This is a genomic window from Novosphingobium sp. 1529 (assembly GCF_040544855.1).
GTDB classification, from domain to species: Bacteria; Pseudomonadota; Alphaproteobacteria; order Sphingomonadales; family Sphingomonadaceae; genus Novosphingobium; species Novosphingobium capsulatum.
The window spans coordinates 20,050-44,808 of the sequence record NZ_JBEPKW010000014.1 but is presented as its reverse complement, the minus strand read 5'-3'; the positions used below and the strand labels follow the sequence as shown (position 1 = coordinate 44,808).

The 24,759-nt window shown below is 66.1% G+C and carries 26 protein-coding genes; 12 read left to right on the top strand and 14 right to left on the bottom strand.

Annotated elements, in window-relative coordinates; genetic code table 11:
- The first annotated feature begins 172 nt into the window (after positions 1–172).
- Positions 173–742: a hypothetical protein gene (locus ABIC78_RS19360; protein WP_028657436.1), complete on the top strand. Its 570-nt coding sequence runs from the start codon at positions 173–175 to the stop codon at positions 740–742.
- 239 nt (positions 743–981) lie between these two features.
- Here the strand turns inward: ABIC78_RS19360 and ABIC78_RS19355 are convergent, their stop codons facing one another.
- Entirely contained in the window at positions 982–2,556 is a 1,575-nt protein-coding gene (locus tag ABIC78_RS19355; RefSeq protein WP_171797628.1) for a helicase HerA-like domain-containing protein, read from the bottom strand.
- Between the two features lie 106 nt (positions 2,557–2,662).
- Between ABIC78_RS19355 and pabB the strand changes: the two genes are divergently transcribed.
- Genes pabB through arfB form a run of 4 tightly spaced genes read left to right on the top strand, consistent with a single transcriptional unit; the run spans position 2,663 to position 6,810 of the window.
- Entirely contained in the window at positions 2,663–4,504 is a 1,842-nt protein-coding gene (gene pabB, locus ABIC78_RS19350; RefSeq protein WP_171797627.1) for an aminodeoxychorismate synthase component I, read from the top strand.
- 6 nt (positions 4,505–4,510) lie between these two features.
- Positions 4,511–5,686 carry a pyridoxal phosphate-dependent aminotransferase gene (locus ABIC78_RS19345; RefSeq protein WP_354491461.1) on the top strand — a complete coding sequence of 392 codons (1,176 nt, stop codon included), beginning with the start codon at positions 4,511–4,513 and terminating at the stop codon, positions 5,684–5,686.
- 54 nt (positions 5,687–5,740) lie between these two features.
- On the top strand, positions 5,741–6,394 hold the full coding sequence (locus ABIC78_RS19340) for an RluA family pseudouridine synthase (RefSeq protein ID WP_022675180.1): 654 nt from the start codon (positions 5,741–5,743) through the stop codon (positions 6,392–6,394).
- Positions 6,395–6,426: 32 nt separating this feature from the next.
- Complete coding sequence (arfB, locus tag ABIC78_RS19335) at positions 6,427–6,810, top strand: alternative ribosome rescue aminoacyl-tRNA hydrolase ArfB (protein ID WP_171797636.1); 384 nt, start codon at positions 6,427–6,429, stop codon at positions 6,808–6,810.
- Positions 6,811–6,906: 96 nt separating this feature from the next.
- Here the strand turns inward: arfB and fumC are convergent, their stop codons facing one another.
- The 3 genes from fumC to ABIC78_RS19320 form a co-directional block, all read right to left on the bottom strand.
- Positions 6,907–8,286 (bottom strand): class II fumarate hydratase, encoded by a 1,380-nt coding sequence (gene fumC, locus ABIC78_RS19330; RefSeq protein WP_171797626.1) that lies wholly within the window; start codon positions 8,284–8,286, stop codon positions 6,907–6,909.
- 46 nt (positions 8,287–8,332) lie between these two features.
- The gene (locus ABIC78_RS19325) at positions 8,333–8,593 is read right to left on the bottom strand and encodes a hypothetical protein (RefSeq protein WP_022675183.1); all 261 of its coding nucleotides are present in this window, start codon (positions 8,591–8,593) and stop codon (positions 8,333–8,335) included.
- A gap of 92 nt (positions 8,594–8,685) precedes the next feature.
- Positions 8,686–8,991 carry a hypothetical protein gene (locus ABIC78_RS19320; protein WP_171797625.1) on the bottom strand — a complete coding sequence of 102 codons (306 nt, stop codon included), beginning with the start codon at positions 8,989–8,991 and terminating at the stop codon, positions 8,686–8,688.
- 123 nt (positions 8,992–9,114) lie between these two features.
- Between ABIC78_RS19320 and ABIC78_RS19315 the strand changes: the two genes are divergently transcribed.
- The 6 genes from ABIC78_RS19315 to ABIC78_RS19290 all read left to right on the top strand — a co-directional run bounded on the left by ABIC78_RS19315 (position 9,115) and on the right by ABIC78_RS19290 (position 14,582).
- The gene (locus tag ABIC78_RS19315) at positions 9,115–10,317 is read left to right on the top strand and encodes a cation:proton antiporter (RefSeq protein WP_171797635.1); all 1,203 of its coding nucleotides are present in this window, start codon (positions 9,115–9,117) and stop codon (positions 10,315–10,317) included.
- Positions 10,318–10,341: 24 nt separating this feature from the next.
- Complete coding sequence (locus tag ABIC78_RS19310; RefSeq protein ID WP_022675186.1) at positions 10,342–10,821, top strand: DUF3592 domain-containing protein; 480 nt, start codon at positions 10,342–10,344, stop codon at positions 10,819–10,821.
- Positions 10,822–10,893: 72 nt separating this feature from the next.
- Positions 10,894–12,696 carry a DNA helicase RecQ gene (gene recQ / locus ABIC78_RS19305; protein WP_354491474.1) on the top strand — a complete coding sequence of 601 codons (1,803 nt, stop codon included), beginning with the start codon at positions 10,894–10,896 and terminating at the stop codon, positions 12,694–12,696.
- A 181-nt stretch (positions 12,697–12,877) separates the two neighbouring features.
- Positions 12,878–13,816 (top strand): hypothetical protein, encoded by a 939-nt coding sequence (locus ABIC78_RS19300; protein WP_043608310.1) that lies wholly within the window; start codon positions 12,878–12,880, stop codon positions 13,814–13,816.
- Between the two features lie 37 nt (positions 13,817–13,853).
- Entirely contained in the window at positions 13,854–14,213 is a 360-nt protein-coding gene (locus ABIC78_RS19295; protein WP_354491457.1) for a hypothetical protein, read from the top strand.
- Between the two features lie 69 nt (positions 14,214–14,282).
- The gene (locus ABIC78_RS19290; RefSeq protein ID WP_022675647.1) at positions 14,283–14,582 is read left to right on the top strand and encodes a hypothetical protein; all 300 of its coding nucleotides are present in this window, start codon (positions 14,283–14,285) and stop codon (positions 14,580–14,582) included.
- A 70-nt stretch (positions 14,583–14,652) separates the two neighbouring features.
- Here the strand turns inward: ABIC78_RS19290 and ribA are convergent, their stop codons facing one another.
- The 8 genes from ribA to ABIC78_RS19250 form a co-directional block, all read right to left on the bottom strand.
- Positions 14,653–15,729, bottom strand: coding sequence for a GTP cyclohydrolase II (ribA, locus tag ABIC78_RS19285; RefSeq protein WP_354491455.1), 1,077 nt, complete (start codon positions 15,727–15,729; stop codon positions 14,653–14,655).
- On the bottom strand, positions 15,726–16,517 hold the full coding sequence (locus ABIC78_RS19280) for an exodeoxyribonuclease III (protein ID WP_171797623.1): 792 nt from the start codon (positions 16,515–16,517) through the stop codon (positions 15,726–15,728). The genes ribA and ABIC78_RS19280 overlap by 4 nt, the downstream gene beginning before the upstream one ends.
- A 378-nt stretch (positions 16,518–16,895) precedes the next feature.
- The gene (locus ABIC78_RS19275; protein WP_022675644.1) at positions 16,896–17,558 is read right to left on the bottom strand and encodes a LolA family protein; all 663 of its coding nucleotides are present in this window, start codon (positions 17,556–17,558) and stop codon (positions 16,896–16,898) included.
- Positions 17,559–17,693: 135 nt separating this feature from the next.
- Entirely contained in the window at positions 17,694–17,861 is a 168-nt protein-coding gene (rpmG, locus tag ABIC78_RS19270) for a 50S ribosomal protein L33 (RefSeq protein ID WP_011446825.1), read from the bottom strand.
- A gap of 182 nt (positions 17,862–18,043) precedes the next feature.
- Positions 18,044–18,322, bottom strand: coding sequence for a hypothetical protein (locus tag ABIC78_RS19265; RefSeq protein ID WP_022675643.1), 279 nt, complete (start codon positions 18,320–18,322; stop codon positions 18,044–18,046).
- A 38-nt stretch (positions 18,323–18,360) separates the two neighbouring features.
- Positions 18,361–18,627, bottom strand: a complete 267-nt coding sequence (locus ABIC78_RS19260) for a GlsB/YeaQ/YmgE family stress response membrane protein (protein ID WP_022675642.1) — start codon at positions 18,625–18,627, stop codon at positions 18,361–18,363.
- Positions 18,628–18,814: 187 nt separating this feature from the next.
- Entirely contained in the window at positions 18,815–19,630 is an 816-nt protein-coding gene (locus ABIC78_RS19255; RefSeq protein WP_022675641.1) for an undecaprenyl-diphosphate phosphatase, read from the bottom strand.
- A gap of 116 nt (positions 19,631–19,746) precedes the next feature.
- A complete protein-coding gene (locus tag ABIC78_RS19250) occupies positions 19,747–21,468 on the bottom strand; it encodes an ABC transporter transmembrane domain-containing protein (RefSeq protein WP_051146280.1) in 1,722 nt (573 codons plus the stop codon).
- 388 nt (positions 21,469–21,856) lie between these two features.
- Between ABIC78_RS19250 and ABIC78_RS19245 the strand changes: the two genes are divergently transcribed.
- A complete protein-coding gene (locus ABIC78_RS19245) occupies positions 21,857–23,137 on the top strand; it encodes a polyhydroxyalkanoate depolymerase (RefSeq protein WP_171799656.1) in 1,281 nt (426 codons plus the stop codon).
- A 63-nt stretch (positions 23,138–23,200) separates the two neighbouring features.
- On the opposite strand, the gene ABIC78_RS19240 is transcribed toward ABIC78_RS19245, so the two are convergent.
- Positions 23,201–24,559, bottom strand: a complete 1,359-nt coding sequence (locus ABIC78_RS19240; RefSeq protein ID WP_022675638.1) for a putative O-glycosylation ligase, exosortase A system-associated — start codon at positions 24,557–24,559, stop codon at positions 23,201–23,203.
- Entirely contained in the window at positions 24,552–24,758 is a 207-nt protein-coding gene (locus ABIC78_RS19235; RefSeq protein WP_171799631.1) for a hypothetical protein, read from the bottom strand. The genes ABIC78_RS19240 and ABIC78_RS19235 overlap by 8 nt, the downstream gene beginning before the upstream one ends.
- Between the last annotated feature and the right edge of the window lies 1 nt (position 24,759).

Here is a 24,759-nt window from a genome sequence, read left to right as displayed (position 1 = left end):
CCGGCTCGTTGCACGTGCAACCGGTTTCGACGAACCGCCGGGAATGATCTGCCAACGGCTTGGTGGTGTCTGAGTCAATGGCACGCTTTCCATTGCGTTGGCTGAAAGCCATTCCATCTACACCGCGAGATTTCCATCGACAGGCCGGTTCAAATCCGGAATGTCGGCAGACATGACGCAGTGGCGGCCCCAGTTCCAAGCAGCACTTGAAAAGCTGGCAGAAATCAGTTCGGCCATGGATGAGCTTGGACTAAATCCGCCAATCCTTGTGGGCGGCGGTGCGGTGGAGCTTTATACTCAAGGTGCCATCAACACTGGTGATTTCGATCTCGTCACCTCCCAGCAATCCGCGCTTGAAAGTGTTATGGTCGAACATGGGTTTGTGCGGCCCCGAGGCGCCGGTCGGTTGACGCGGGGGTGGATCCATCCTTCTCTCAAACTGGGATTTGAAGTGGTGGGAAGCCGTTTGCTCGACGGACATGCCGACACCAGCCTGCTGCAGTTAATCGAAGTGGGAGCCCACGGGACTGTTGCGGTAATTTCCATTGAAGACCTGATCGCCGATCGCATGGGCCAATATGCTTCCGGCGCTGCGCACGATATGATTGGTCAGGCTCAGGCGCTGTTCACCCTTTCTGAAGGGCTCGACACGGATTATATGGAGCGCCGAATTCGCGAAGAGACGATCGACACATATGGCGTTCAAGACCTTAAAGCCGACGCGCGGGACGATCAGTCTTGACGCACTGGGCGAACGTATAGCCGCACGGCGGAGTGTTGTCGGTGATGTCGCTGTGCCGCGCAACGCTGGCAACCGGCGCACGCCGTCAAAGCAAGCCTTGCTCGATGCTATTGCCGAGACAGGCGCAGATTGGTGATTGCGTGCGGTGAACGTCTATTGGGATGACGTTTACTGACAGGCAAGTGCAGCGGCTGGGCATGTTGGCTCAGACCCGTGGCGATCCAGCCGCTGCTGGCATCTTACCGCAACAACCCACCCAGAAGCCCGCGCGCGAAGCGGCCCAAGGCTTCGCCGCCCAGGCTCGTCGCGATCGAGCCAACCATTGCAGTAACCCCGCTGGCCACCGGCGCGGCGCGGGATTTCTTGCCGGCGATCTGGGCGGCGACCATCGCACCGGCCGATGAGGCGGCAGCGCCCATCGCGGCCTTGCCCGCACGGCCCCACAGTGTGGGGGACTGGCGCGGCTGGGCACGCTGGGCGTCTGTGCCCTGTTCCTGCACGGTCTGCGCCGCAGCAGCGGCGTCTGCCGCCTTTTGTGCCAGCACTTCGGCCGCGCTCTCGCGGTTGACGGCGGTATCGTATTTGCCGCCAAACGGGCTGGCGGACTGGATGGCAGCACGCTCGGCCGGGCTGACCGGCCCCAGGCGCGAGCGCGGCGGCGCGATCAGGGTGCGTGCGACCATGCCCGGCGCGCCATCGGCGTCGAGCATCGAGACCAGCGCTTCGCCCACTTTGAGCTCGGTAATCGCGCGGCCCACGTCAAGATCGGGGTTGATGCGAAAGGTTTCAGCCGCGGCGCGAATCGCCTTCTGATCGCGCGGGGTGAACGCGCGCAGCGCATGCTGCACGCGGTTGCCCAACTGGCCCGCCACCTTTTCGGGAATATCGATCGGGTTTTGGGTGACGAAATAGACCCCCACGCCCTTGGAGCGGACGAGGCGGACGACCTGCTCCACCTTGTCCATCAGCGCATCGGGTGCATCGTCGAACAACAGGTGGGCTTCATCGAAGAAGAACACCAGGCACGGCTTTTCCGGGTCGCCCACTTCGGGCAGCGCCTCGAACAGTTCCGACAGTAGCCACAGCAGGAACGTGGCATAGAGCTTGGGGCTCTGCATCAGCTTGTCGGCGGCGAGCACGTTGACCATGCCGCGGCCCTGTTCGTCCACCTGCAGGAAATCGTGGATCTCAAAGGCCGGCTCGCCAAAGAAGCGATCGGCACCCTGGCTTTCCAGGCCGAGCAGCTGGCGCTGGATCGCCCCGACGCTGGCCTTGGTCACGTTGCCATACTTGGTGGCCAGCGCGCCAGCGTTTTCGGCGCAGGCGGCCAGCACGGCCTGCAGGTCGGCCAGGTCCACCAGCAGCAGGCCGTTGTCGTCGGCATAGCGGAAAGCGATGGTCAGCACGCCTTCCTGGGTTTCATTAAGGCCCATCAATCGTGCGAGCAGCAGCGGCCCCATTTCGGAAATCGTGGTGCGGATGGGGTGGCCCTGCTCGCCATACAGATCCCAGAACACCGCCGGATTGTCGGCATAGGCATAGTCGGCAATGCCCAGGTCCTTGGCGCGCTGTTCCAGCGAGGCGGCGTGCTTGAACGTGGGGCTGCCAGGCATGGCGATGCCGGAAAGATCGCCTTTCACGTCGGCCAGGAACACCGGCACCCCGGCGCGGCTGAATTGTTCGGCCATGCCTTGCAAGGTCACAGTCTTGCCGGTGCCGGTGGCCCCGGCGACCAGGCCATGGCGGTTGGCCCGGCCCAGCAACAGCACTTCGCGTTCGCCCTTCGCGCCCAGGCCCAGGAAAATCTCGTCCATCCGCCGCACTCTCTCTCGATTTGTTGCCTTGCTGTGTAGGATGAGCCGCGATTGCCCGCGAGGGCTTTTTGCATCCGCATCGGCTTGTCGCTATGCGCGTGGGGTCATGACACGCGCCCCCTTTCTTTTGCTCGATGATGCCCGCCAAGGCGATCACGGCTCGGCCCGCCTCTATGAAGCGCCGCTGGAGATCGTGGTGGCGCGCCGGCCCGAAGAGGTGGACGCGGCCCTGGCGCGGATCGGCGCAACGCCGGGATGGTGGGCCGGCGCGCTGGCCTATGAAGCCGGGCTGGCACTGGAAGAGCGGCTGCTGTCGCGCGCGGCGGCGCGCAGCGGCAGTGCCGGGCCGCTGGTGTGGTTTGCCCGCTTTGCGCAGATGACGCCGATGGCCAGCGCAGACGTGGCAGCCTGGCTGGCGCGCGAAAGCGCCGGGCAGGGCAGCGGCGGCCGGCTGGGTCCGCTAGGCCCGACGCATTCAACCGGCGGCTATGCCCGCGCTTTTGCCCAGGTGCAGGAAGCGATCCGCAGCGGCGATATCTATCAGGCCAACCTGACGTTCCAGCTGGCCGGTTCCTGGCAGGGTGATCCGCTGGCGATCTATGCCGCGCTGCGTGGTGATGCGCTGGCCGGGCATGGCGCCGTCTTGTGGGATGGATCGCACTGGCATCTCTCGGTCTCGCCCGAGCTGTTTTTCGAATGGCGCGGCGATCGTGTGACCGTGCGCCCGATGAAAGGCACGGCGCCGCGCGGCGCCACTCCGCAGGAAGATGCCGCGCTCAAGGCCGCGCTCGCTGCCAATCCCAAGGATCGCGCTGAAAACCTGATGATCGTTGACCTGATGCGCAACGATCTGTCGCGCGTGGCCGTGCCCGGCACGGTCAAGGTGCGCGATGCCTTTGCCGTGGAAAGCTATCCCACCGTGCACCAGATGGTCACCACAGTGACCGCGCAGATGCAGCCCGGCGTGGCCGTGGCCGATGTGTTGCGCGCCATCTTTCCCTGCGGATCGATCACCGGCGCGCCCAAGATTCGCGCGATGGAGTGGATCGACATGGCCGAACGCGATGCGCGGGGACTCTATTGCGGGTCGATCGGCTTTGTCGATGTGCCCGACACTGCGGCGCCTGATCGCGGTGATGCGCCGGGGGCTGGCAGCGCGGCGTTCAATGTGGCAATCCGCACCGTGCGCCTGGTGCCAGACCATCCCGGCGCGGCCGGCGGGCGGGCGACCATGGGGGTCGGCTCGGCCGTGGTCGCGGATTCCGTCATGATGGGCGAATGGCGCGAATGCGTGGTAAAGGGGAATTTCTTGCGCCTGAACGCCGGCAGTGCCGATCTGATCGAGACCATGGCCTTTGATCCGACGGCGGGGATCCCGCTGCTGGAGCGGCATCTCGAGCGGATGAAGCAAAGTGCGCAGGCATTGGGCTTTGCGTTCGATCGCCATGCCTTGCGCAACGCCATCCATGCGCTGTGTTTCGATCTCGATGCCCCGGCCAAGGTGCGCCTGGTGGTGGCGCGCAGCGGCGCCCATGCGCTGGAGGCAGCGCCGCTGCCGCCTGCCTTTGCTGGGCCGGTTACCTGCGCCGTGCTGCCCCTGCCGGTCAGCACCGGCGACTGGCGCCTGCGCCACAAGACCACCGATCGCGGCTTTTACGAGGCCGGCCTCAAGGCGGCGCGTGGTGTTGGCGCGAAGGAAGCCCTGTTGCGCCGCGACGATGGGCTGATCACCGAAGGCTGCTTTACCTCCGTGTTCGTGGAGCGCGACGGCGTACTCGTCACCCCGCCGGCCGATCTGGGCCTGCTGCCCGGTGTGCTGCGCGCGCAATTGCTGGAAGAAGGCCGCGCGGTGGAGGGCGAGGTTCGCCTGGAAGACCTGGCGCAGGGCTTTTTCCTGGGCAATGCGTTGCGCGGCCTGATGCCAGCGCGCCTCCTGGGCCAGGGCTGAGCCATCATGGACAGCCACGCCACCAGCGCCGCGCTGGGCCGCATCGCGCCTTCGCGCACCAATGCGATGACCGACCGCGCGATCGAACTGCGCGCCGCCGGGCGTGACATCATCTCGCTGTCGGTGGGGGAACCCGATTTCCCCACGCCGCCCCATGTGATCGCGGCGGCCAAGGCGGCGCTCGATACCGGGCAGACCCGCTATACCGCCGTGCCTGGCACCCTGGCCTTGCGTGAAGCAGCCGCTCTGCATTTCCAACGCGACCTTGGCCTTGCCGTGCCACCAAGCCAGGTGATCGTGACGGCAGGTGGCAAGCAGGCGATCTTCGAGGCGCTGCTTGCCACGCTCAATCCGGGTGATGAGGTGCTGATTCCCTCGCCTTGGTGGGTCAGCTATCCCGAAATCGTGCGCTTTGCCGGGGCCAGCGTGGTCGATCTGCCGACGCAGGCCAGCAGCGGGTTTCGCATCACGCCCGACCAACTCGCCAGCGCGATCACGCCCGCCACACGCTGGCTGCTGCTCAACAGCCCGGGCAATCCCACCGGGGCCACCTATCCGGCGGCGGAACTGCGCGCGCTGGGCGACGTGCTGCGCCGTTTCACGCGCGTGCTGGTGCTGTCTGACGATATCTATGCCCCGCTGCGCTATGGCGGCGGGGCGCATGCCACGCTGGCAGTGGAATGCCCCGATCTGGCCGACCGCGTGTTGACGGTGTCGGGCGTTTCGAAAAGCCATGCGATGACCGGCTTTCGCATCGGGGTTTCGGCCGGGCCGGAATGGCTGATCAAGGCCATGGCCAAGCTGCAATCGCACAATTCGGGCAATCCCTGCTCGATCGCCCAGGCCGCCGCCACGGCGGCATTGGCCGGCCCGCAAGAATTTCTGGCCGATTGGCGCGAGCGTTTCCGCGCCCGGCGCGACAAGGTCGTCGCCGCGATCAACGCCATCCCCGGCCTGTCGACGCCAGTGCCCGATGGCGCGTTCTACTGCATGATCGATGCCGCGCCCTTGATGGAGCGCTTTGGTGATGACGAGGCGCTGGCCCTGCATCTGCTGGAACATGGCGTGGCGGTGGTGGCGGCCTCGGCGTTTGGCGGTGCGCAGGGCTTCCGCATCTCGTTTGCCGCCGATGATGCCGTGCTGGATGAAGCGCTGCGGCGCATTGCGGCGGCGCTGGCCTGAGGATTTACGCCCGCCGCGCTTGCCCGCCGGCGATTTCGCGCGCAAGGGGTGGGCATGATCGAAATCCCCATCCTGTTCGAAGACGGCGAAGCGCTGGTCATCGACAAGCCGGCCGGCCTGCCGCTCGACCGGCCGCGTGCCGGCGGCATCTCGCTGGAAGACCGTCTCGATGAATTGAAGCTCGGCTTCCAGCGCCTGCCCGCGCCGGTCCACCGGCTCGACCGCGACACCTCGGGCTGCCTGTTGCTCGCGCGCAATCCCAAGGCGCTCAAGCGCTTTTCCGCCGCGTTCGAAGCGCGCCAGGTGGAAAAGGTCTATTGGGGCGTGGTGGCCGGCGATGTCGAAGGAACGGCTGGCACTATCGCCCTCAACCTGTCCAAGATTTCCAGCGCGGCGGCCGGCTGGCGCATGATCGCGGCCAAGAAGGGCAAGCCCGCCGTCACCCACTGGCGCGTGCTGGCCCGGCTGCCCGGCCGCACCCTGGTGGAATTCCGCCTCGAAACCGGCCGCACCCACCAGGTCCGCGTCCATGCGCTGACGGGCCTGGGTGCCCCGCTGCTGGGCGATCCGGTCTATGGCGATGGCAAGGGCGCGGCCCGCACTCTGCTGCACGCTACGCGCCTGGTCATGCCGCGCGAGGGCAAGGAGGCCATCGTGGCCGAAGCGCCGATCCCGGCCGATATCGCGGGTCTGGGCTTCACGCTGTGACCGACACTCCCGAGGCGATCGTGGCCCGTGCCATGGGCCTTGTGGAGGAAAGTTTCATCGCCGCCGCCGGGCCGGGCGGACAGAATGTCAACAAGGTGGCCACGGCGGTGCAACTGCGCATCAACGTGTTCGCGCTGCGCCTGGTGCCGCCGGTGTTTCACCGGCTCAAGGAACTGGCCGGCAGCAAGTTTACCGCCGGCGGCGAGATCGTGCTGACCGCGCGCCGCTTTCGCACGCAGGAAGCCAACCGCGAAGACGCCCGTGCGCGCCTGGCTGACCTGTTGCGCGACGCCTGCAAGCTGCCGGAAAAGCGCGCCAAGTCGCGCCTCAACCGCGTAGGCAAGGTGCAACGCCTGCAAGGCAAGAAGATCCGCGGCGCGGTCAAGGCCGGCCGCGGCAAAGTCCGCCTGGATTGAATACAAAAGCCGGCGCGCGATGGCGTGCCGAACACAAGATCCTCCCCGCGTGGCGGGGAGGTGGCAGGCCACAGGCCTGACGGAGGGGCAAAGCCCTCACACCATGTCCTGCGGCCGCACCAGGCGGTCGAACGTGGCTTCATCCACCAGGCCCAGGGCCAGCCCGGCCTCGCGCAGGGTCAGGCCGGCGGCATGGGCGTGCTTGGCGATCTTGGCGGCATTGTCATAGCCGATTTCGGGGGCCAGCGCCGTTACCAGCATCAGCGAGCGATCGACCAGTTCGGCAATGCGGCGCGTGTTGGGCTCGATCCCGTCGACACAGCGCACGGCGAAGCTTTCCATGCCCACGGCCAGCAGGTGAACCGAGCGCAGCACCGCCGCGCCGATCATCGGCTTGAACACGTTGAGTTCCAGATGCCCCTGCAGGCCGCCCAGCGTCACCGCCTGGTGGTTGCCGATCACTTGCGCGGCCACCATGGTCAGCATCTCGCACTGCGTGGGATTGACCTTGCCCGGCATGATCGAACTGCCCGGTTCGTTGGCCGGCAGGTCCAACTCCCCCAGCCCAGACCGCGGGCCTGAGCCCAGGAGGCGGATATCGTTGGCGATCTTGGTCAGCGCCACGGCGAGCGTCGCCAGCGTCGCCGAAAACTGCACCAGGGCATCGTTGCTCGCGAGCGCTTCGAACCGGTTTGGCGCCGGGACAAAGGCATGACCGGTAAGGTCGGCCAACTGAGCGGCCATCGCCTCGGCAAAGCCCTCCGGCGCGTTGAGGCCGGTGCCCACCGCCGTGCCGCCCTGGGCGAGGCGCAGCAGGTGCTCCTCGGCATGGCGCAAGCGCTGATGGGCATCGCGCAATTGCTGGACATAGCCGGAAAATTCCTGCCCCAGCGTCAGCGGCGTGGCATCCTGCAGATGGGTGCGCCCGATCTTGACGATCCCGGCCCATTCCCGCGCGGCGGTATCGAGCGAGGCGGTCAGCAGGTCGAGTGCGGGCAGCAGGTCGCGGTTGAGCGCGACGACTGCTGCTACGTGCAACGCGGTGGGGAAGCTGTCGTTTGACGATTGCCCGCGGTTCACATGGTCGTTGGGGTGCACCGGGCTCTTGCCGCCGCGCGTGCCGGCCAGTTCCTCGTTGGCGCGGCCGGCGATCACCTCGTTGACGTTCATGTTGCTCTGGGTGCCGCTGCCGGTCTGCCAGATCACCAGCGGGAACTGGTCATCGTGATGCCCGGCCACCACTTCGGCGGCGGCCTTTTCGATGGCATCGGCGAGCCGGGCATCGAGCCCATGGGCGCGGTTGACGCGGGCGGCAGCCTGCTTGACCAGGGCCAGCGCATGGACGATGCCGATCGGCATGCGCTCGCCCGCGCCGAATGGGAAATTCTCGATCGAGCGCTGGGTCTGCGCGCCCCAATAGGCGGTATTGGGCACCGGGATCGTGCCGATGCTGTCGCTTTCGATGCGGGTGGTCATGCCGGGGTCCTTTCGCGGCGCCGGGGCGGCGTGGACCCCGGTGGTGTCAAAGTGGGCGGTGGGTTGTGGCGGCCTGGGCGCGGCGCTGGAGAAAGCGGGCTTCGACTGTGGGGCCGGCCTGTTCGGCCAGAAGGGACAGCGCGGCATGCAGGCCGCGCTCGGCCAGGCGATCCACCGCCTGGTCGGGCGCAATGCCCAACTCGCGCGCCAGATCGCGGATCGCGCGTGCCATCTCGATGAATTCCAGTTCGCTCTCGCGTGCCGCGCGCCATTCCGCCGATGGGGAAAAGCTGTGGTGCATATCCATGCCGTTGCTCCTGCCGTTGTTGCCGGACAGAGGCTAGCAGTTGCCGGACGGGCAGGGCTTTAAGGGAGGGCATAGGCATAATGCGGAGGGGCTTAACCCAGCCGCACGGGCGAGGGATCGCCATGGAGCGCGATCAGGTCTGCGCGTGCTCTGGCCCTGGCCCGCAGGAATGCGCCGTCCACCGCGTCGGCGCTCTGCCCCGCCTGCCGCGCGATCATGGTTAGTGCGCGGGCAAGACCCTGCTCGACCATGGCGTCAAGCAAGGGGCGCGGATGCAGCGCGCGGTCGGCCGCCATCGCCTTGAGCGCGCGCACCGTTTCGGCAAATTCGAACGCGGTAAGGCGTGCGGATTCGTATTCCTCCTTGCGCAGCAGTGCGTTTCGCAGATCAAACGCCATGGCGGTCGCTCCTCTTGCACCCACACGATACTGTGCCAGATGGAGCCCGCCTTGACCCACGGCAAGTGTGCCGGGGCATTTTGGGGGTAGGAGCGGGGCATGGGTACGGTCACGGGCACTGGTATGGGGACCAGTGAAATCTTCCTGATCGCGTTGACGATCATCCTGGCGGTGCCATGGCTGGTCTGGCGCGCGTTCAACCGCGATGATCATGCGCCGCTGGTGGTGGTGCAGATCGTCGGCGGCATCCTGCTCGGGCCGGGCGTGCTGGGCGCGCTCTATCCCGGCTATTACGCGTTCGTGTTCAATCCGCAGGTGATCGGCGCTCTCAACGGCGTGGCCTGGTGGGCGGTCAGCCTGTTCGTGTTCATCGCCGGGGTGGAACTCGATCTGGCCGATGCCTGGGGCAATGCCCGCGAAACCCTGATCACCGCCAGTTGCGCGCTGCTTACCCCGCTGCTGCTGGGCGCGGTGGCGGCGGCCGCGCTGCTCACCGTGCCGGGCTGGCTTGGCCCCAAGGGCACCTGGGGGCAGGGTGTTGCCGGCATCGGCATGGCCTGTGCCGTTACTGCGCTGCCGATCCTGGTGCTGCTGATGGAAAAGCTCGGCATCTTCCGCACGGCGCTGGGCCAGCGCCTGCTGCGCTATGCCAGCATGGACGATGTGGCGATCTGGGGCGTGCTGGCGCTGATCCTGCTGGATTGGCAGCGCATCGGGCGCCAGGGCCTGTTCCTGGTGGTGTTTGCCGTGGCGGCCTGGGGCCTGCGCCGGCTGATGGACCGTGTGCGTGAGGATGATCGCTGGCATATCGCACTGGTCTGGCTGGCGGCGGTGGGTTTTGCCGCCGATTGGTCGGGGTTGCATTTCATGGTGGGCGCGTTCCTGGCCGGTGCGGTGCTTGACGCGCGCTGGTTCGAGCAGGGGCGGCGCGACGCGTTCCGCCATTTCCTGCTGCTGGCGGTGATGCCGGTGTTCTTCCTGTCCACCGGCCTGCGCACGCAATGGGGCCAGGTCGGCGGGCTGGGCCTGACGGCCGTGCTGGGCGCGGCGGTGTTGCTGCTCGTGGCTTCGGTGGCCGGCAAGCTGATCGGCGTGCACCTCGCTGGCCGCATCCTGGGCTGGAAAAAGGGCGAGGCCAGCGTGATCGGCTGGATGCTCCAGACCAAGGCGCTGATCATGATCATCTTCGTCAACGTCCTGCTCGACAAGAAGATCATCACGCCCGAAGCGTTTACGGCGCTGCTGCTGATGGCGGTGTTGAGCACGATGCTGACCATGCCGATCGTACGCCCCAAACTCAAAGGGCTGGCGGCAGCAAATTCTTGACGGATTGCCGCTAGGACAGGGGCCATGGCCGATTTCCTTGTCCTGGCGGCACTGGCGTGCTGGCTGTTTTTCGTATTCTGCGTGTGGCGGGCGCTGTGCCTGTTCGGCACCTGGTGCCCTGCGCCGGCAATGGTCTGGCGCAGCGACTATAGCGAGGGCCAGCAGTCCGAGGATTTCTGGTCTTTGGGGATGACGATGTTCACCTCGCGCGGATGGAACTGGCGCGATGGCGACGATACCCGCTATATCGAGGACGAAATCCGCTTTCGCGACCAGGACGGGATCGAGCGGCGCGCCCTGGTGCATCGCTGGGTCCACCGCGGGTGGAAGCCAGCGGGCGCCTATACCGTGTGGTATGATCCGGCCGATCCCACGCGCGCCACTGTGCTCGGCCCGTTCACATGGGGCGCCTGGGGCCTGCTTTCGCTGGTGCTGCTGTTCGTGGTGGTGCAGATGATCAGGACGATCGGCCTGCCGCCGATGCTGGCGGGCCTGTTGGGCTAGCCCTTCTGCGTTAGGCGCTTGGGCTAGCCGGGTGCGCCCCTATCTGCCATAGGCGGCGGCGTGACTGCCGTTATGCCCGATCTTTCGCCCGATCTTGATGCCGCGCGCCAGCGCCTGGCGCAGGTTTTCGGCTTTTCCGGCTTTCGCGGGGTGCAGGACCAGGTGGTGGGCCGCGTGCTCGGCGGGCGATCCACCCTGGCGGTCATGCCCACTGGGGCGGGCAAGTCGCTTACCTATCAATTGCCGGCGGTGATGCTGCCGGGCACCTGCGTGGTGGTTTCGCCGCTGATCGCACTGATGCACGACCAGTTGCGCTCGGCCACGGCCAACGGCATCCGCGCTGCCGCGCTGACCAGCGTGGATACCGACCGCGAATGGACGATCGAGCGGTTCCGCAATGGCGAGCTCGACCTGCTCTATGTCGCGCCGGAACGCGCCAGCCAGCCGCATTTCCGCGAGCTGCTGGGCAAGGCGCCGCTGGCGCTGTTCGCGATCGACGAGGCGCACTGCGTTTCGGAATGGGGCCACGATTTCCGCCCCGATTACCGCCTGCTGCGCCCGATGATGGACGCGTTTCCCGATGTGCCGCGGCTGGCGCTGACGGCCACGGCCGATCGCCACACCCGCGCCGATATCCTCGAACAGCTCGGCATTCCCCACGATGGCCTGATCGTGGCCGGGTTCGATCGCCCCAATATCCAGTATCGCATCGCCCCGCGCGACAATCCGCTGCGCCAGTTGACCCGCTTCATTGCCGAAAATCCCGGCCCCGGTGTGGTCTATGCCCCCACCCGCGCACAGGTGGAAAAGCTGGCCGAGCAATTGGGCGAGACCGGCCGCAGCGTGCTGCCCTATCACGCCGGGCTGCCGGCTGAAACGCGCGCGGCCAACCAGGAAGCTTTCGTCACCAGCGAAGACATGGTGATCGTGGCAACGGTGGCGTTTGGCATGGGCATCGACAAGCCCGACGTGCGCTTTGTCGCCCATGCCGGCCTGCCCAAGTCGATCGAGGGCTATTACCAGGAAACCGGCCGTGCCGGGCGCGACGGCGATCCCTCGGTGGCGCTGCTGCTGTGGGGGGCAGACGATTTCGCGCGCGCGCGCCAGCGCCTGGCTGAAGTGGACGAGACCCGCCGCCAGGGCGAGCGCACCCGCCTGGATGCGCTGGCTGGCCTGGTCGAAACCCCGGCCTGCCGCCGCGCCGTGCTGCTGCGCCACTTTGGCGAAGATCCGCCGGCCTCGTGCGGCAATTGCGACAATTGCCTCGATCCGCCAGGGCTGACCGATGCCACCGAGCTGGCGCAGAAGCTGCTGTCGGCCGTCTATCGCACCGGGCAAAGCTATGGCCTGGGTCACCTCGAAAAGGTGCTTACCGGCGTGGCCGATGAACGCGTGACCGCGCGCGGCCACGATCAGCTTTCGGTGTTCGGCATCGTGCCGTCCGATCAGGCGCCCTTGCTCAAGGCGCTGGCACGTGCGCTTCAGGCGCGGGGCAGCCTGGTGCCGACCGAGCATGGCGGACTGGCGCTCGGCGGCGATGCGCGTGAAATCCTCAAAGGGCAGGCGCGGGTCGACGTGGTGCTGCCGCCGCTGCGCGAACGTGGCGGCGGCCGGCGCCGGGGCAAGGCCGGCAGTGGTGCCGCGCTCAATCCCGTGGGTGATCCGCTGTTCGATGCACTGCGCGCGCTCCGCCGGGAAATCGCGCAGGAAGCCAATGTGCCGCCCTATGTGGTGTTTCACGATGCCGTCCTGCGCGAAATGGCAGCGGCGCGGCCCACGTCGCTGGCTGAAATGGCGGCGATCGGCGGCGTCGGCGCACGCAAGCGCGATGCCTATGGTGATCGCTTCCTCGCCGTGATTCGCGCGCACCTCTAGTTGGGACCATCGGCCTGATGGCAGGGTGTGCCCCGCTTCGACACAGCGGGCGCTGGAACCTAAATGGACGGTCAACCATTTTTCGCTAGGCTGCCTGCAATTGGTGGGGAGCCGAGTGAACGCCATGTTGACCGAAATACAAACCCGCCTGAGCCGGCACCGCACGTTGCGGCAGCGTCTGATGCTCCTGTCCGTGGCCGTTCTCGCCGCGATCCCTGCTGGTGCCCTGCTGGCGCAGTCAGCGCCCGGTGGCGCTCCATTCACTGTGGTCGAAACCGGCAAGGGGTATGACCATCTGCAGGATGCGATCAATTCGCTGGGCGAGGGCGACGGCACCATCCGCATCGCGCCCGGCACCTGGCACGATTGCGGCGTGCAGCCCCATGGCAATGTGACGTATGTCGCGGCCGTCCCCGGCCAGGCGATCTTCGATGGCAAGGTGTGCGAGGAAAAGGCCGCGCTCGTCATGCGCGGGCAATCGATGCGCGTGGAAGGACTGGTGTTCCAGAACATGCGTGCGTTTGATGCCAATGGCGCGGGTATCCGGCTCGAACGCGGTGACCTGACCGTGCGCGAGGCCTGGTTCCGCGATAGCGAGCAAGGCATTCTTTCCGCCAACTTCCCCGCTGGCCACGTGGTGATCGAACAATCGACCTTTACCCGGCTAGGCCGCTGCGATCGTGGGCTGTCCTGCGCGCATTCGCTCTATTTCGGTGACGAGGCCAGCGTCGTGATCCGCCGCAGCCGCTTCGAGCAGGGCACCGGCGGCCATTACGTGAAAAGCCATGCCGGCCGCATCGAGGTGACCGATTCGAGCTTTGACGATAGCCGCGGGCACACCACCAACTACATGATCGACCTGTCGATCGGCGCCACGGGCCTGATTTCAGGCAACTGGTTCGTCCAGGGACGCGACAAGGAAAACTACAGCACGTTCATTGCCAATGCTGCCGAAGGCCATGAGCACAGCGCCGATGGCCTGACTATCACCGGCAATACCGCGCGGCTGGTGCCCGGCCTGTCGCGCCCGACGGTGTTTGTGGCAGACTGGTCTGGTGACCGGATCACCGTGGGCAACAATGCGCTTGGCCCCGGCATCGCCCGGTTCGAGCGGCGCTGACCTTGCCCTGCGGCGTCACGTTCCCTAGGTTGCCCGCGTGTTGAACCGGTTGCCCTTGCATCTGGCCGGCCGCCTGTGGGCGGCACTGCTGGTCGTGACGATTGCCCTGAGCGCGCTGGCGCCCGGGGCAGCGCCGGTTGCGCTGCGCAGTGGTTCAGCCTTTTCGGTCGATACCGTGGAAGTGGCCGTGGCACCGGCCCGGCCGCAGGTGGCCGTCGCCCGCTTGGTGGCGCTGCCGCCGGTGCCGATCCTGCCGACGATCGCCGTGGTGCTGCCGCTGCTGGTGGTGCCGATTCTGGCCCGCCAAGCCCAGGCGACGCCGCCTGCCACCGGGCCGCCATTGTCCACTGCGCCGCTGCGCGCGCCTGGAACCCCGCGGGCACCCCCGCACGCCTGACAAAAACCATGATCGCCCTGCGCCCTCTGTGGCGCGGGCCTGTACCGTTTTTGCCAGGATACAAGAGAAATGACCATTCAGACCCAGAGCGCCACGGCGCTCGCCCGCCGTGCGCATGTCGAAGCCCTGCTTGCCGCCTATCCCGATGTCACGCCCGAGGAACACGGCATGCTCGTCCACTACTTCAAGCGCGAGGCCAATGCCCTCGATGTGGGGATGATCGCCAGCAACGACACGATCGGGCGCGGCTATGCCCGCTTTCGCGCCGATCACCTCGATCGCTTTACCTGGGCCGATCTGGCCAAGGGCATTGCCGGTACCGCCGTGCTGGTGCTGTGCGTGGGGCTGGTGATGTTCCGCGCGTTTTGACCAATACGAAAAGCCCCCTCTTCTTCAGAGGAGGGGGTTGGGGGTGGTGGAAACCCAGCCCAACGAGACGTTACTTCAGCAGGTGCCCGGTGCGATCGCGCTTGGTTTCGAGATAGCGCGCGTTGTGCGGGTTGGCCGGCAGCTGGTGGGCGACCCGTTCCAGCACGGTGACGCCCAGCGCTTCAAGCGCCGCGACCTTGGCCGGGTTGTTGGTCATCAGGCGGATCTGCCGTGCCCCGATCAGGTCCAGCATCCGCGCCGCCACCGGAAAATCGCGTGCTTCAGAAGGCAGGCCCAGGCGTTCGTTGGCATCGACCGTGTCAAAGCCCTGGTCCTGCAACTGATAGGCGCGCAGCTTGTTGATCAGGCCGATGCCACGCCCTTCCTGGCGGAGATAGAGCAGCACGCCCCAGCCACCCCGCGCCGTTTCCGCGGCCATCCGTGCCAGGGCGGCCTGCAACTGCGGGCCGCAATCGCATTTCAGGCTGCCAAGGATATCACCGGTCAGGCATTCGCTGTGCAGCCGCACCAGCGGCGGCACGGCATTGTCCTGCTGCCCCACGATCAAGGCAACATGCTCGCGCAGATCATCGCGCGCGCGAAAGGCGATGATCTCTGCTTCTTCGCAGGCATCGACCGGCAGGCGCGCGCGCGCCTGGATCGTGAGATTGAGCGGGTCCTTGAATTGTGCCAGATCGGCCGCGGCCACGGTTTCGGCCACGTCGATCCCGCTGCCGACCAGGAAGGCGGGCAGGATGCCGGCGAGCCGCGCCAGTTCCATCGCGGCTTCGGCGCCGGCCAGCGACGTGATCGGGCTGGCGCGAAATGGCCCGCGCAATGGGCTGGCGAGATCGTGCGCCGGATCAGCCAGATTGCGCGCATTCGCGAGTGTGAACGGTTCGGCGGCATGAATCAGCACCGGCGCATGGGGCACGGCGGCGTGGCGCTGGTTCGCCAGCTTGAGCGTGGCGGCGCGTGCGGCCGAAATCAGCATCTGCGCGGCATAGAGCCCGGGCTGGGCAAAGCCGGTTTCGGCCGGCAGCAGATCCAGCGCGCCGGCCGCATCCGTTACGCGGATCGCCCAGCCGTGGCGCAGGGCATCAAGCGCCCGTGCCACCCGGCGCGTCGCAGCCGCCGGCGTGGTCAAAGAGCAAACTCGGTGATCAGCGGCACGTGGTCGGAAGGCTGCTCCCAGCGCCGGGTTTCCTCGACAAAGCGATGCGAGAGCGATTGCGGCGCCAGGTCTGGCGAGGCCCACATGTGGTCGAGCCGGCGGCCCTGGTCCTTTTGCCGCCAATAGGAGCGATAGGACCACCACGAATAGTTGCGTTCCGGCGCGGGAATGTGCTTGCGGCCCAGGTCTACCCAACCATGGGCATCGGCAAAGCGCTGCAGCGTTTCCACCTCGATCGGCGTGTGGCTCACCACCTTGAGCAGCGCCTTGTGGTCGTAGACATCCTGCGGCAGCGGGGCGATGTTGAAATCACCGACGATCAGCGTGGGGCGATCGATCTTGTCGGCCCAGCGCGTCATCCGCTCCAGGAAATCGAGCTTCTGGCCGAACTTGGGATTGAGCGCGCGGTCGGCGATATCGCCACCGGCCGGGATATAGACGTTTTCCAGAATCAGGCCCTGGCCGGGGCCGAGCAGTTCCACGCCGACATGGCGCGCCTCGCCATTGTCCTGCCAATCGTGCCGGCTGAACTCGCGCAGCGGCAGGCGGCTGACCGTGGCCACGCCATGATAGCCCTTCTGTCCGTGGATCGCGCGATGGGTATAGCCCAGGCTTTCGAACACCTCATGCGGGAACAGGTGCTCTGCCACCTTGATCTCTTGCAGGCACAGCACATCAGGCTGTTCCGCTTCCAGAAAACGCACGACCTGATCGGCGCGCAGGCGGACGGAATTGATATTCCAGGTGGCGATCGAAACCATGGCAGCGCTTTACGATCGCCCGCCCACCCCGGCAAGGCGGATAAACATCCCCTGGTCCAAGGGGCTTCTTGTGGCGTTGCGGAGCTGGCCGGGCGCCGTTCGCAGCCGCCCGGACGCCCCGCAACACCACAAAAAGGAAAACCCTCGGACCGGGGGCAATGGTCCGAGGGTTCCATGTGCGTTCGTCACGCGGTCGACGAGAGGTTGAAGTCAGACCGGGCAACAGGGGGGAAACCCGTCTTGTCCGTCTCGTCTGAAACCGTTCTAGGGGCGGGCCGCTTGCTGCCCGATGAACGGAAGGGTCTGGTTGTTCGCAAAGTGTCGCAGAGGGTCTGGTAACGATGATGAACCGTTCGCCCGCTGCGGCCAGCGGGTGCATCAATGGCGGATTTGCGGGCGCGGGTCGTTGAAGCGGAAGGTGTTGGCCGGGACCGGCACGCCATATTGCTGGTTCGACAGGCGAATCGTGGTGCGCTGGTTCTGCGAATCGAGCGCCACCCAGCTATCGAGCTGCAGCCCGCCCGGCGCGCCGGGCTTGCGGACCATGATCATGGTCATCGTGCCATATTCGGGATGGCGCGGATCCTTGATTTCCAGGCTGACAACGTCGGGGTTGGTGGTGGGCAGCAGGCGGGCATAGCGCGCCACGTCCTTGTCCGGGTTGAGCAGCGCGCCCAGCGGGCTGTTGCGAATCGGCCAGCGCGACACCTGCCGCACTTCATAGTCGATCACGGTCAGCGCCGCGCCATCCGACACGATCAGTAGCGGCACGCCCGGCTGGTACTGAAAGCGGATCTTGCCGGGGCGCTGCAGCGTGACCGTGCCGGTCAGACGCTGGCCGTTGCGATCGGTCTGCACGAAATCGGCGCGCATCGTCGAAATCGCGCGCAGTGCGGCAACAGCGCGGTCGACATCGTTGGCAGGGGCTGCTGCCGGCGCAGCGGGGGCGGCCAGCGCGGTGGGCACGCCCGGCGAAACGAAAAGTGCGGCAGCCAGGCCGGCAATCGGCCCGGCGCGCAGGATCTTGGTCAAGCTGTTCATCGCCACTCCTTGAGGCAGTCGCATTGAACTGCCCGTGAACCTTTCGGTTCCGAATCGCCCCGGCGGCAGCCGAAAACACAAAAGGCCGGAGACAAGCCCCGGCCTTGTGCATGTTCTGGCAGGAAAGCCTTCAGATCACTTGATCTTGGCTTCCTTGAATTCCACGTGCTTGCGCACCACCGGATCGTACTTGCGGAAAGTCATCTTTTCGGTGGTGTTGCGCGGATTCTTCTTGGTGACGTAGAAGAAGCCGGTGTCTGCGGTCGAAACCAGACGAATCTTGACGGTAGTTGGCTTTGCCATGGGCTTGTCCTAAAATCCTTCTAGGCGTCAGCGCGCCGCTTGCTCAAACAAAACGGGCGGCGCGCGCCGCCCTGACAGGGGGCCGCCATTGCGGGAGGCGGCCGTGAAAGTCAAGCCTTGTAGAAAGGAAACGGGGCGCCAAGGCTGATGCCTGGCGCCCCGTTTCCTTTGTCCGCGGGAGATCAGTGGGCCTTTTCGGCCTTTTCCGCGTTTTCCTTGATCGCCGAAGCTTCGTCCTTGCCTTCGGCGCGAACGGCATCGGCCTTGCTGTTCATCTTGTCAGCGGCAGCGCCGGTAGCGTCGGCGGCCTGCGAATCGATGGCGTCGGCAGCAGCGTCCGACTGGGCAGCAACGGCGTCAGCCGTCTTGTCGGCAGCCTTTTCCTGCTTGCTTTCGCACGCAGCGAGGCTGAGGCCGAGCGCGGCGACGGGCAGAACGAGGGCGTACTTGGCGAACTTCATAACGGGCTCTCCCTGTTAGTTTGGCCGGAATGGCCGGCTCAGCGCACCGAACCGCGGCGCACGAGATTGACAATGGCCAGAAGGATCAGCGCGCCGAGGAACGAGACCACCAGGCTGCCGGCCGAGATGCCGTTGGTGATGCTGCCGCCGCCGAGCAGCGGGCCAAGCAGGAAGCCGCCGAGCATGGCGCCGACGATGCCGACGACGATGTTCAGGAAAACACCCTGCTGGGCGTCAGTGCGCATGACGATGCTGGCAAGCCAGCCCAGAACGCCGCCAACGATCAAGAGAACGATAAGGCCCATGACGGTTTACCCCTTTGTTGTTGCCACGAGTGGCTGTCTGGGTGGGATAATTCGCCACGCGGGGGTTGGTTCCGCATTTGCGACAGAACGTTGCGTGATGCTCTTGAAGGCCGTGAAAAACCCCGCCGCCCGGGTGGGCTGCGGGGTTATCGGCAATGTCATTGGCAGGGGCAGAAATGCGCGTTTTTTAGACGCCGAGCAACCACACCAGTGCGCCGGCACCGATCACGATGCGGTACCAGGCAAAGGGCGCAAAGCCGTGGCGGCCGATATAGGTGACGAATAACTTGATCACCACCAGCGAGACGAGGAACGAGACCACGCCGCCCACGGCGATATCGCCCCATCCCACGCTGGCCGCGCCGCTGGTCAGTTCGTGGCGATTGTCCCACAGCTGCTTGGCGGTGGCGCCGAACATTGTCGGAACGGCCAGGAAGAAGCTGAATTCTGCCGCCGTCTTGCGGTTGATGCCCATGGACAGCGCGCCCATGATGGTGGACGCCGAACGCGACATGCCCGGGATCATGGCCAGGCACTGCATCACCCCCACGGCCAGCGCCTTGGGTAGCGGCAGCTTGCTGACCGGCTGGTATTCGCCCTGCCGCGAGAGCCGCTCGATCACCAGGATCAGCACGCCGCCCACGACCAGCGCGGCGGCGACCACTGCCGGGGTCTCCATCAGCACGTCGATCTTTTTCTTGAGCAGCACGCCCAGGATCGCCGAGGGGATGAATGCCACCAGCACGTTGCGCACGAAGTGCAGCGAATCGGGATCGGCCCGCAGCGCCCCCTTGGCGACATCGACGAAAGTGCGCCAATAGAGCACCACCACCGCCAGGATCGCCGGCAGCTGGATCACCACGTTGAACACTTCCCATTCCTTGGCGTTGAAGCCGAGGAGTTCGGTGGCGAGGATCAGGTGCCCGGTGGAGGAAACGGGAAGGAACTCGGTGAGGCCTTCGACGATGCCGAGAATGACGGCAGTAATGGTGTGGCTGTCCATGGGCACCCGACTTGCCGCAGTGCAGCACTGCTTTCAAGCCGTTCCATGCATTGCCCACATGGCAAATCGGTAACCTTGGCGCCGGCAGCGGTACGAAAGAGCCGTGGCGCTGGCGCTCAGGCCCCTTCGAACTGCATGCGGGCAAGCCGGGCATAGAGCCCGTCGGCGGCCATCAGGCTGGCGTGGTTGCCTTGTTCCACGATCCTGCCGCCATCCATCACGACGATGCGATCGGCCGCGCGCACGGTGGCAAGGCGGTGGGCGATGACCAGCGTGGTGCGCCCCTGCATCAGGTGATCGAGCGCATCCTGCACCAGGCGTTCGCTTTCGGCGTCAAGCGCGCTGGTCGCTTCGTCGAGCAGCAGGATCGGCGCATCGCGCAGCAGCGCGCGGGCAATGGCCATCCGCTGGCGCTGCCCGCCTGACAGGCGCGCACCGCTTTCGCCCAGGAACGTGTCGAGCCCCTCGGGCAGGGCTTTCAGAAATTCCTCGGCATTGGCGGCGCGGGCCGCCGCCCAGATCGCCTCGTCGGTGGCGTCCCACGCGCCATAGCGCAGGTTGTCGCGCGCGCTGGCGGCAAACAGCACTGCTTCCTGCGGCACCAGGGCCATACGTGCGCGGATTTCCGAAGGATCGGCCTGGGGCAGCGGCACGCCATCGATGCGCACCACGCCGCCCTGCGGATCGTAAAACCGCTGCGCCAGCAGGAACAGCGTGGATTTGCCAGCGCCCGAGGGGCCGACGATCGCCACCGTTTCACCCGGCTCCACCGTCAGCGAGAAATCGGCCAAGGCGGAAATCTCGGGCCGGCTGGGATAGCGGAAGGCCACGTTCTGGAACGCCAGCGCGCCGCGCGGCGGGCTCGGCAGCGTGATCGGTCGCGCCGGCGGGGCGATATCGGGCTGTTCGAGCAGCAGTTCGTTGAGCCGGCCAGCCGCACCCGCGCCGCGCAGCAGATCGCCATAGACCTCGGTCAGGGCGCCACACGATCCGGCGACGATGCCGCCGGTCAGCACGAAGGCGGCGATCGTGCCGCCGGTCAGCGATCCGTTGGATACGCCCAGCGCGCCCTGCCACATCAGGGCGGTGATTCCTCCCATGACCAGGAAAATCACCACCGCGGTCATCACTGCGCGGATCAGGATGCGGCGGCGCGCGGTATCGAACGTGCGCTCCACCGCGCCGGCAAAGCGCGCGCGTTCGCGGCCTTCCTGGCCGAACGATTGCACGATGCGGATCGCGCCCAGCACTTCGGCGGTCATCGCGCCGATATCGGCGACGCGATCCTGGCTCGATCGCGAAACCTTGCGCAGGCGGCTGCCGAACCAAGCGATCGGAAAGATCACCACCGGAATGCCGATGACCAGCCCGGCGGTCAGCTTGGGCGCCAGGAAGAACAGGTAGATCAGCCCGCCCAGCGCGGTGATGGTGTTGCGCAGCGCGATTGAAACGGTAGTGCCCACAACCTGCTCGATGATCGCCGTGTCCGACGTCATCCGTGAAGAGATTTCCTTGGGGCTGTTCGTCTCGAAAAAGGCCGGCGGCAGGCGCAGCAGATTGGATTGCACACGGGCGCGGATATCGGCCACGACCCGCTCCCCCAGCCACGATACGTAGTAAAAGCGGATGGCGGTGGCAAAACCGAGCACCACCACGATCAGCAGCAGGGTGTGGAACGCCTGGTCGATCACGCCGGGTTGGGCGTGGGGGCCAAAGGCTTGGTCGACGATGCCCTTGAAGCGGGCGGGAATGGCAATGGTCGCGGTCGAGGTGGTGACCAGCGCGATCAGCGCGGCGGCGACCTGGCCAGGATATTTGATCGCCTCGCGCCAGATCATGCGCAGCGGGGTGAGGCGGCGCGGCGCGGGCGGCACGGTGAGGGTTTCATCCGCGTCCGCCGGCGCGCCTAGGGCCGGTGCGGGCGCCTGCCCAACGGCAGGGTTGGAGCCGGGGGCGGGCATGTCCGGCGCGGGCCGTTCCTGGGGAACCTCTTCCATGGGGCGGACCTAGCCGATGGCGCGCCAGACCGGAAGGGGCCTTGCGTGCACCAGGCCATGTTCCCATCTGTTGTGGACTGATTACCGCGCGCCCTGTCCATGATGCTGCATTGCAGCCAGCGCGATTCGCAGGCACTATCGCGGCAAGGGACGCATGATTGCCGCGCTGCGCCACGCCATGCCGGCGGGCCGCGCGCGGCGGGCAGCGGATAGAAAGGCAAGTATCCACGTGCTGTACAAGGCTTATGAAATCCAGCGGTCGCTGATGAATGCGAGCAGTGCCTGGGCCTCGATGATGGCCGACCTGCTCAATGATCCGCGGCTGCCCTTTTCCGCCTATGGCCCCAACCAGACCATGGCTTCCGCGCTCGACGTGTTTGCTCACGCCACCGCGCCGCGGGGCAAGCCGGCGTTCGGGATCCGCACCATCCAGGTCGATGGCCAGGTGCACGCGGTGCACGAAACCACCGTGGTGCATCGCCCGTTCGGCGATCTCAAGCGCTTTACCCATGATGGCCTCGGCGCCGATGCGCCGCGCTTGCTGCTGGTGGCGCCGATGAGCGGGCACTATGCCACGCTGCTGCGCGGGACGGTGGAACGCCTGCTGGAACGGGCCGAGGTCTACATTACCGACTGGGCCGACGCAAAATATGTGCCGCTGGCCGAAGGACACTTCAATCTCGACGACTACATCGACTATCTTATCGGCTTTTTCGAGCATATCGGCCCGGGCACGCACATGATGGCAGTGTGCCAGCCTTCGGTGCCGGCCTTTGCCGCCACGGCGGTGCTGGCCGCGCAGAAGCATCCCTGCCGCCCACTGACGCTGACGATGATGGGCGGCCCGATCGACACGCGCGAGAGCCCCACGGCGGTCAACGATCATGCCGTGACCAAGCCTTACGTCTGGTTCAAGCACAACGTCATCACCACCGTGCCGGAAAACTATCCCGGCGCCGGACGGCAGGTCTATCCCGGCTTCGTCCAGCTCACCAGCTTCATGTCGATGAACCTGGGCAGCCACATGATGAGCCATTACAAGCTGTTCCAGCACATGGTGCAGGGCGCGGAAGAAAGCGCCGAGGCGACCAAGACGTTCTACGATGAATATCGCTCGGTCTGCGATCTGCCGGCCGAATTCTATCTCCAGACGGTGGACGTGGTGTTTCAGCGCCACGCGCTGCCGCAGGGCGAATTCATCCATCGCGGCCAGCCGGTTGACCTGGGCGCGATCACCGATACCGCGATCCTGTGCATCGAGGGGGAGCGCGACGATATTTCCGGCATCGGCCAGACCCGCGCCGCGCTCAACGTCACGCCCAACCTGCCGGCCGACATGAAGCAGTACCTGCTGGCGCCCGAAGTGGGCCACTATGGCATTTTCAACGGCTCGCGCTGGCGTAAGAGCATTGCCCCGGTGATCGAGGCATGGATGGCCCGCTTTGCCACGCGCGACGATGCCGCCGACGGCAAGCCGCGCCGTGGGCGCAAGCTGGCCGCCGTAAATTGAACTGAGCCGTTCTGCACCGCCGGCGCTTCTGTCGCGTCGGCGGTGTTTTCGTGGGGCTGGGCCTCAGGCCTGGGCAGGGATCGCCCGGCGCTGTACGAACGGCACCGGCGCGGCCCTTCGCACCCGGCCGATATAGGCCGAAAGCCCGCATTGCAGCCCCACCAGCATGTAGCAGAACGGCTGGAACGCGATGCCGACGAAGGTCGAGCCGACGAGGTAGCAGATCTGCGCCTGTTGCAGCGCATCGGCCAGCGGCGAAACCCAGGCAAATCCTTCGGGCGGGTCCTTGCGATAGCGCCGCCGGATCAGTTCCATCTGGAACACGCCCATCAGGTGCAGCAGCAGCCACAGGGCAAGGCCGGGGTAGCCCTGCTCGCCCAGCATCTCGAAATAGGCCGAGTGATAGGCGCGGCCCTTTTCCTCGATATGGTCGGTCTCGATCGCGGCGTTGTTGGCGCCGGCATAGTCAGCCTTGACCGTGTCATAGCTCACGCTGTTCTGGCGAAAGGCGTCGAAGCCGCCGCCGAACGGGTGAGTCTTGGCAAATTCGATGGTCCATTTCCACACCGCCACGCGGGTGGAAGCAGATTGGTCGGCCTGGTGATTCTTGATCGTGCCCATGCGCTCGGTAAAGCTCGACGGCAGCAGCGGCACCGCGATCAGCGCCCCGGCACAGACGATGCTGATATAGAGCATGCGCCGCCGGGTGGAGCGCAGCATCATCACCGCCAGCACTGCCGCGCAGATCAGCCCGGTGCGCGCCTGGGTGCCCACCGGCATGAGCAGGCAGGAAAAGCAGATGCCGGCGGCAAACAGCTTGGCCTTCCAGTCCGGCTTGAAGATGGTGCCGTGATTGGCCAGCCATAGCGCCAGGGGAATGACGCACATCGCCACGGTGGAAATGATCGAGCCTTCATAGAGGCCGGTATTGTCGTTCACCAGCAGGCGCAGTTCGCCATAGCCGCCGCCCGAGCTGAGCGTCTTGATCCCCCCGCCGATGACGATCACCCCCACCGAGAGCACCATGGTCAGCGTCAGCGCCTCGATGCGCAGGCGGGTGCGCAGGGTCAGCGGCAGGAACAGCGCGAAGATCAGCGCTTTCCACACCCAGTCCCACTTCGCCGCCGCCTCTACCGGGAAATCGGCGGTGCGGGTGGTGAGGCCGCAATAGACTAGCAGCAGGAGCAGCACGAACTGGCGCGGCGAGATGCGTATGCCGTTCTTGTCTTCGGCCACGATCCAGCCCAGCAGGGCGCAGGAAAACGCGATCAGCGAGATCGGGATGTGCGTAAGGAAACCCCAGCTGACCTTCTGCGGCGCGACGATATCGATATAGGCATAGGCCATCACGAACAGGAACGGCCGCTTGAGCCCGGCGCCCAGGAACGCCAGGCAGAACGCCGTGAAGAACAGGTCAAGCATCGCGCCCGGTCCTGTCGGGGGTGTTCGCGTTGGCCTGGGCACCGTCGCTATCGGGGCGTGGGCTGGGGCGCCGCCCCATCAGCGGCTGGCGGCGATTGGGCAGGGCGGGGTCATCGTCCAGATCGGCGCGGTGGACGAGCTTCCAGATCATCAGCGCCATCAGGATATGCGGCACGAAGATGGTAATCTTGTCGATCATC

Excerpts from the sequence above, each read along its gene's own strand:
- ABIC78_RS19255 (WP_022675641.1), bottom strand. The coding sequence starts at position 19,630 with ATGGACAGCCACACCATTACTGCCGTCATTCTCGGCATCGTCGAAGGC.
- ABIC78_RS19275 (WP_022675644.1), bottom strand. The coding sequence starts at position 17,558 with ATGAACAGCTTGACCAAGATCCTGCGCGCCGGGCCGATTGCCGGCCTG.
- ABIC78_RS19235 (WP_171799631.1), bottom strand. The coding sequence starts at position 24,758 with ATGATCGACAAGATTACCATCTTCGTGCCGCATATCCTGATGGCGCTG.
- ABIC78_RS19280 (WP_171797623.1), bottom strand. The coding sequence starts at position 16,517 with ATGGTTTCGATCGCCACCTGGAATATCAATTCCGTCCGCCTGCGCGCC.
- pabB (WP_171797627.1), top strand. The coding sequence starts at position 2,663 with ATGACACGCGCCCCCTTTCTTTTGCTCGATGATGCCCGCCAAGGCGAT.
- rpmG (WP_011446825.1), bottom strand. The coding sequence starts at position 17,861 with ATGGCAAAGCCAACTACCGTCAAGATTCGTCTGGTTTCGACCGCAGAC.
- ABIC78_RS19345 (WP_354491461.1), top strand. The coding sequence starts at position 4,511 with ATGGACAGCCACGCCACCAGCGCCGCGCTGGGCCGCATCGCGCCTTCG.
- ABIC78_RS19320 (WP_171797625.1), bottom strand. The coding sequence starts at position 8,991 with ATGGCGTTTGATCTGCGAAACGCACTGCTGCGCAAGGAGGAATACGAA.
- ABIC78_RS19290 (WP_022675647.1), top strand. The coding sequence starts at position 14,283 with ATGACCATTCAGACCCAGAGCGCCACGGCGCTCGCCCGCCGTGCGCAT.
- fumC (WP_171797626.1), bottom strand. The coding sequence starts at position 8,286 with ATGACCACCCGCATCGAAAGCGACAGCATCGGCACGATCCCGGTGCCC.
- ABIC78_RS19315 (WP_171797635.1), top strand. The coding sequence starts at position 9,115 with ATGGGGACCAGTGAAATCTTCCTGATCGCGTTGACGATCATCCTGGCG.
- ABIC78_RS19240 (WP_022675638.1), bottom strand. The coding sequence starts at position 24,559 with ATGCTTGACCTGTTCTTCACGGCGTTCTGCCTGGCGTTCCTGGGCGCC.
- ABIC78_RS19355 (WP_171797628.1), bottom strand. The coding sequence starts at position 2,556 with ATGGACGAGATTTTCCTGGGCCTGGGCGCGAAGGGCGAACGCGAAGTG.
- ABIC78_RS19340 (WP_022675180.1), top strand. The coding sequence starts at position 5,741 with ATGATCGAAATCCCCATCCTGTTCGAAGACGGCGAAGCGCTGGTCATC.
- recQ (WP_354491474.1), top strand. The coding sequence starts at position 10,894 with ATGCCCGATCTTTCGCCCGATCTTGATGCCGCGCGCCAGCGCCTGGCG.
- arfB (WP_171797636.1), top strand. The coding sequence starts at position 6,427 with ATGGGCCTTGTGGAGGAAAGTTTCATCGCCGCCGCCGGGCCGGGCGGA.
- ABIC78_RS19250 (WP_051146280.1), bottom strand. The coding sequence starts at position 21,468 with ATGATCTGGCGCGAGGCGATCAAATATCCTGGCCAGGTCGCCGCCGCG.
- ABIC78_RS19260 (WP_022675642.1), bottom strand. The coding sequence starts at position 18,627 with ATGGGCCTTATCGTTCTCTTGATCGTTGGCGGCGTTCTGGGCTGGCTT.
- ABIC78_RS19360 (WP_028657436.1), top strand. The coding sequence starts at position 173 with ATGACGCAGTGGCGGCCCCAGTTCCAAGCAGCACTTGAAAAGCTGGCA.
- ABIC78_RS19325 (WP_022675183.1), bottom strand. The coding sequence starts at position 8,593 with ATGGATATGCACCACAGCTTTTCCCCATCGGCGGAATGGCGCGCGGCA.
- ABIC78_RS19310 (WP_022675186.1), top strand. The coding sequence starts at position 10,342 with ATGGCCGATTTCCTTGTCCTGGCGGCACTGGCGTGCTGGCTGTTTTTC.
- ABIC78_RS19265 (WP_022675643.1), bottom strand. The coding sequence starts at position 18,322 with ATGAAGTTCGCCAAGTACGCCCTCGTTCTGCCCGTCGCCGCGCTCGGC.
- ABIC78_RS19300 (WP_043608310.1), top strand. The coding sequence starts at position 12,878 with ATGCTCCTGTCCGTGGCCGTTCTCGCCGCGATCCCTGCTGGTGCCCTG.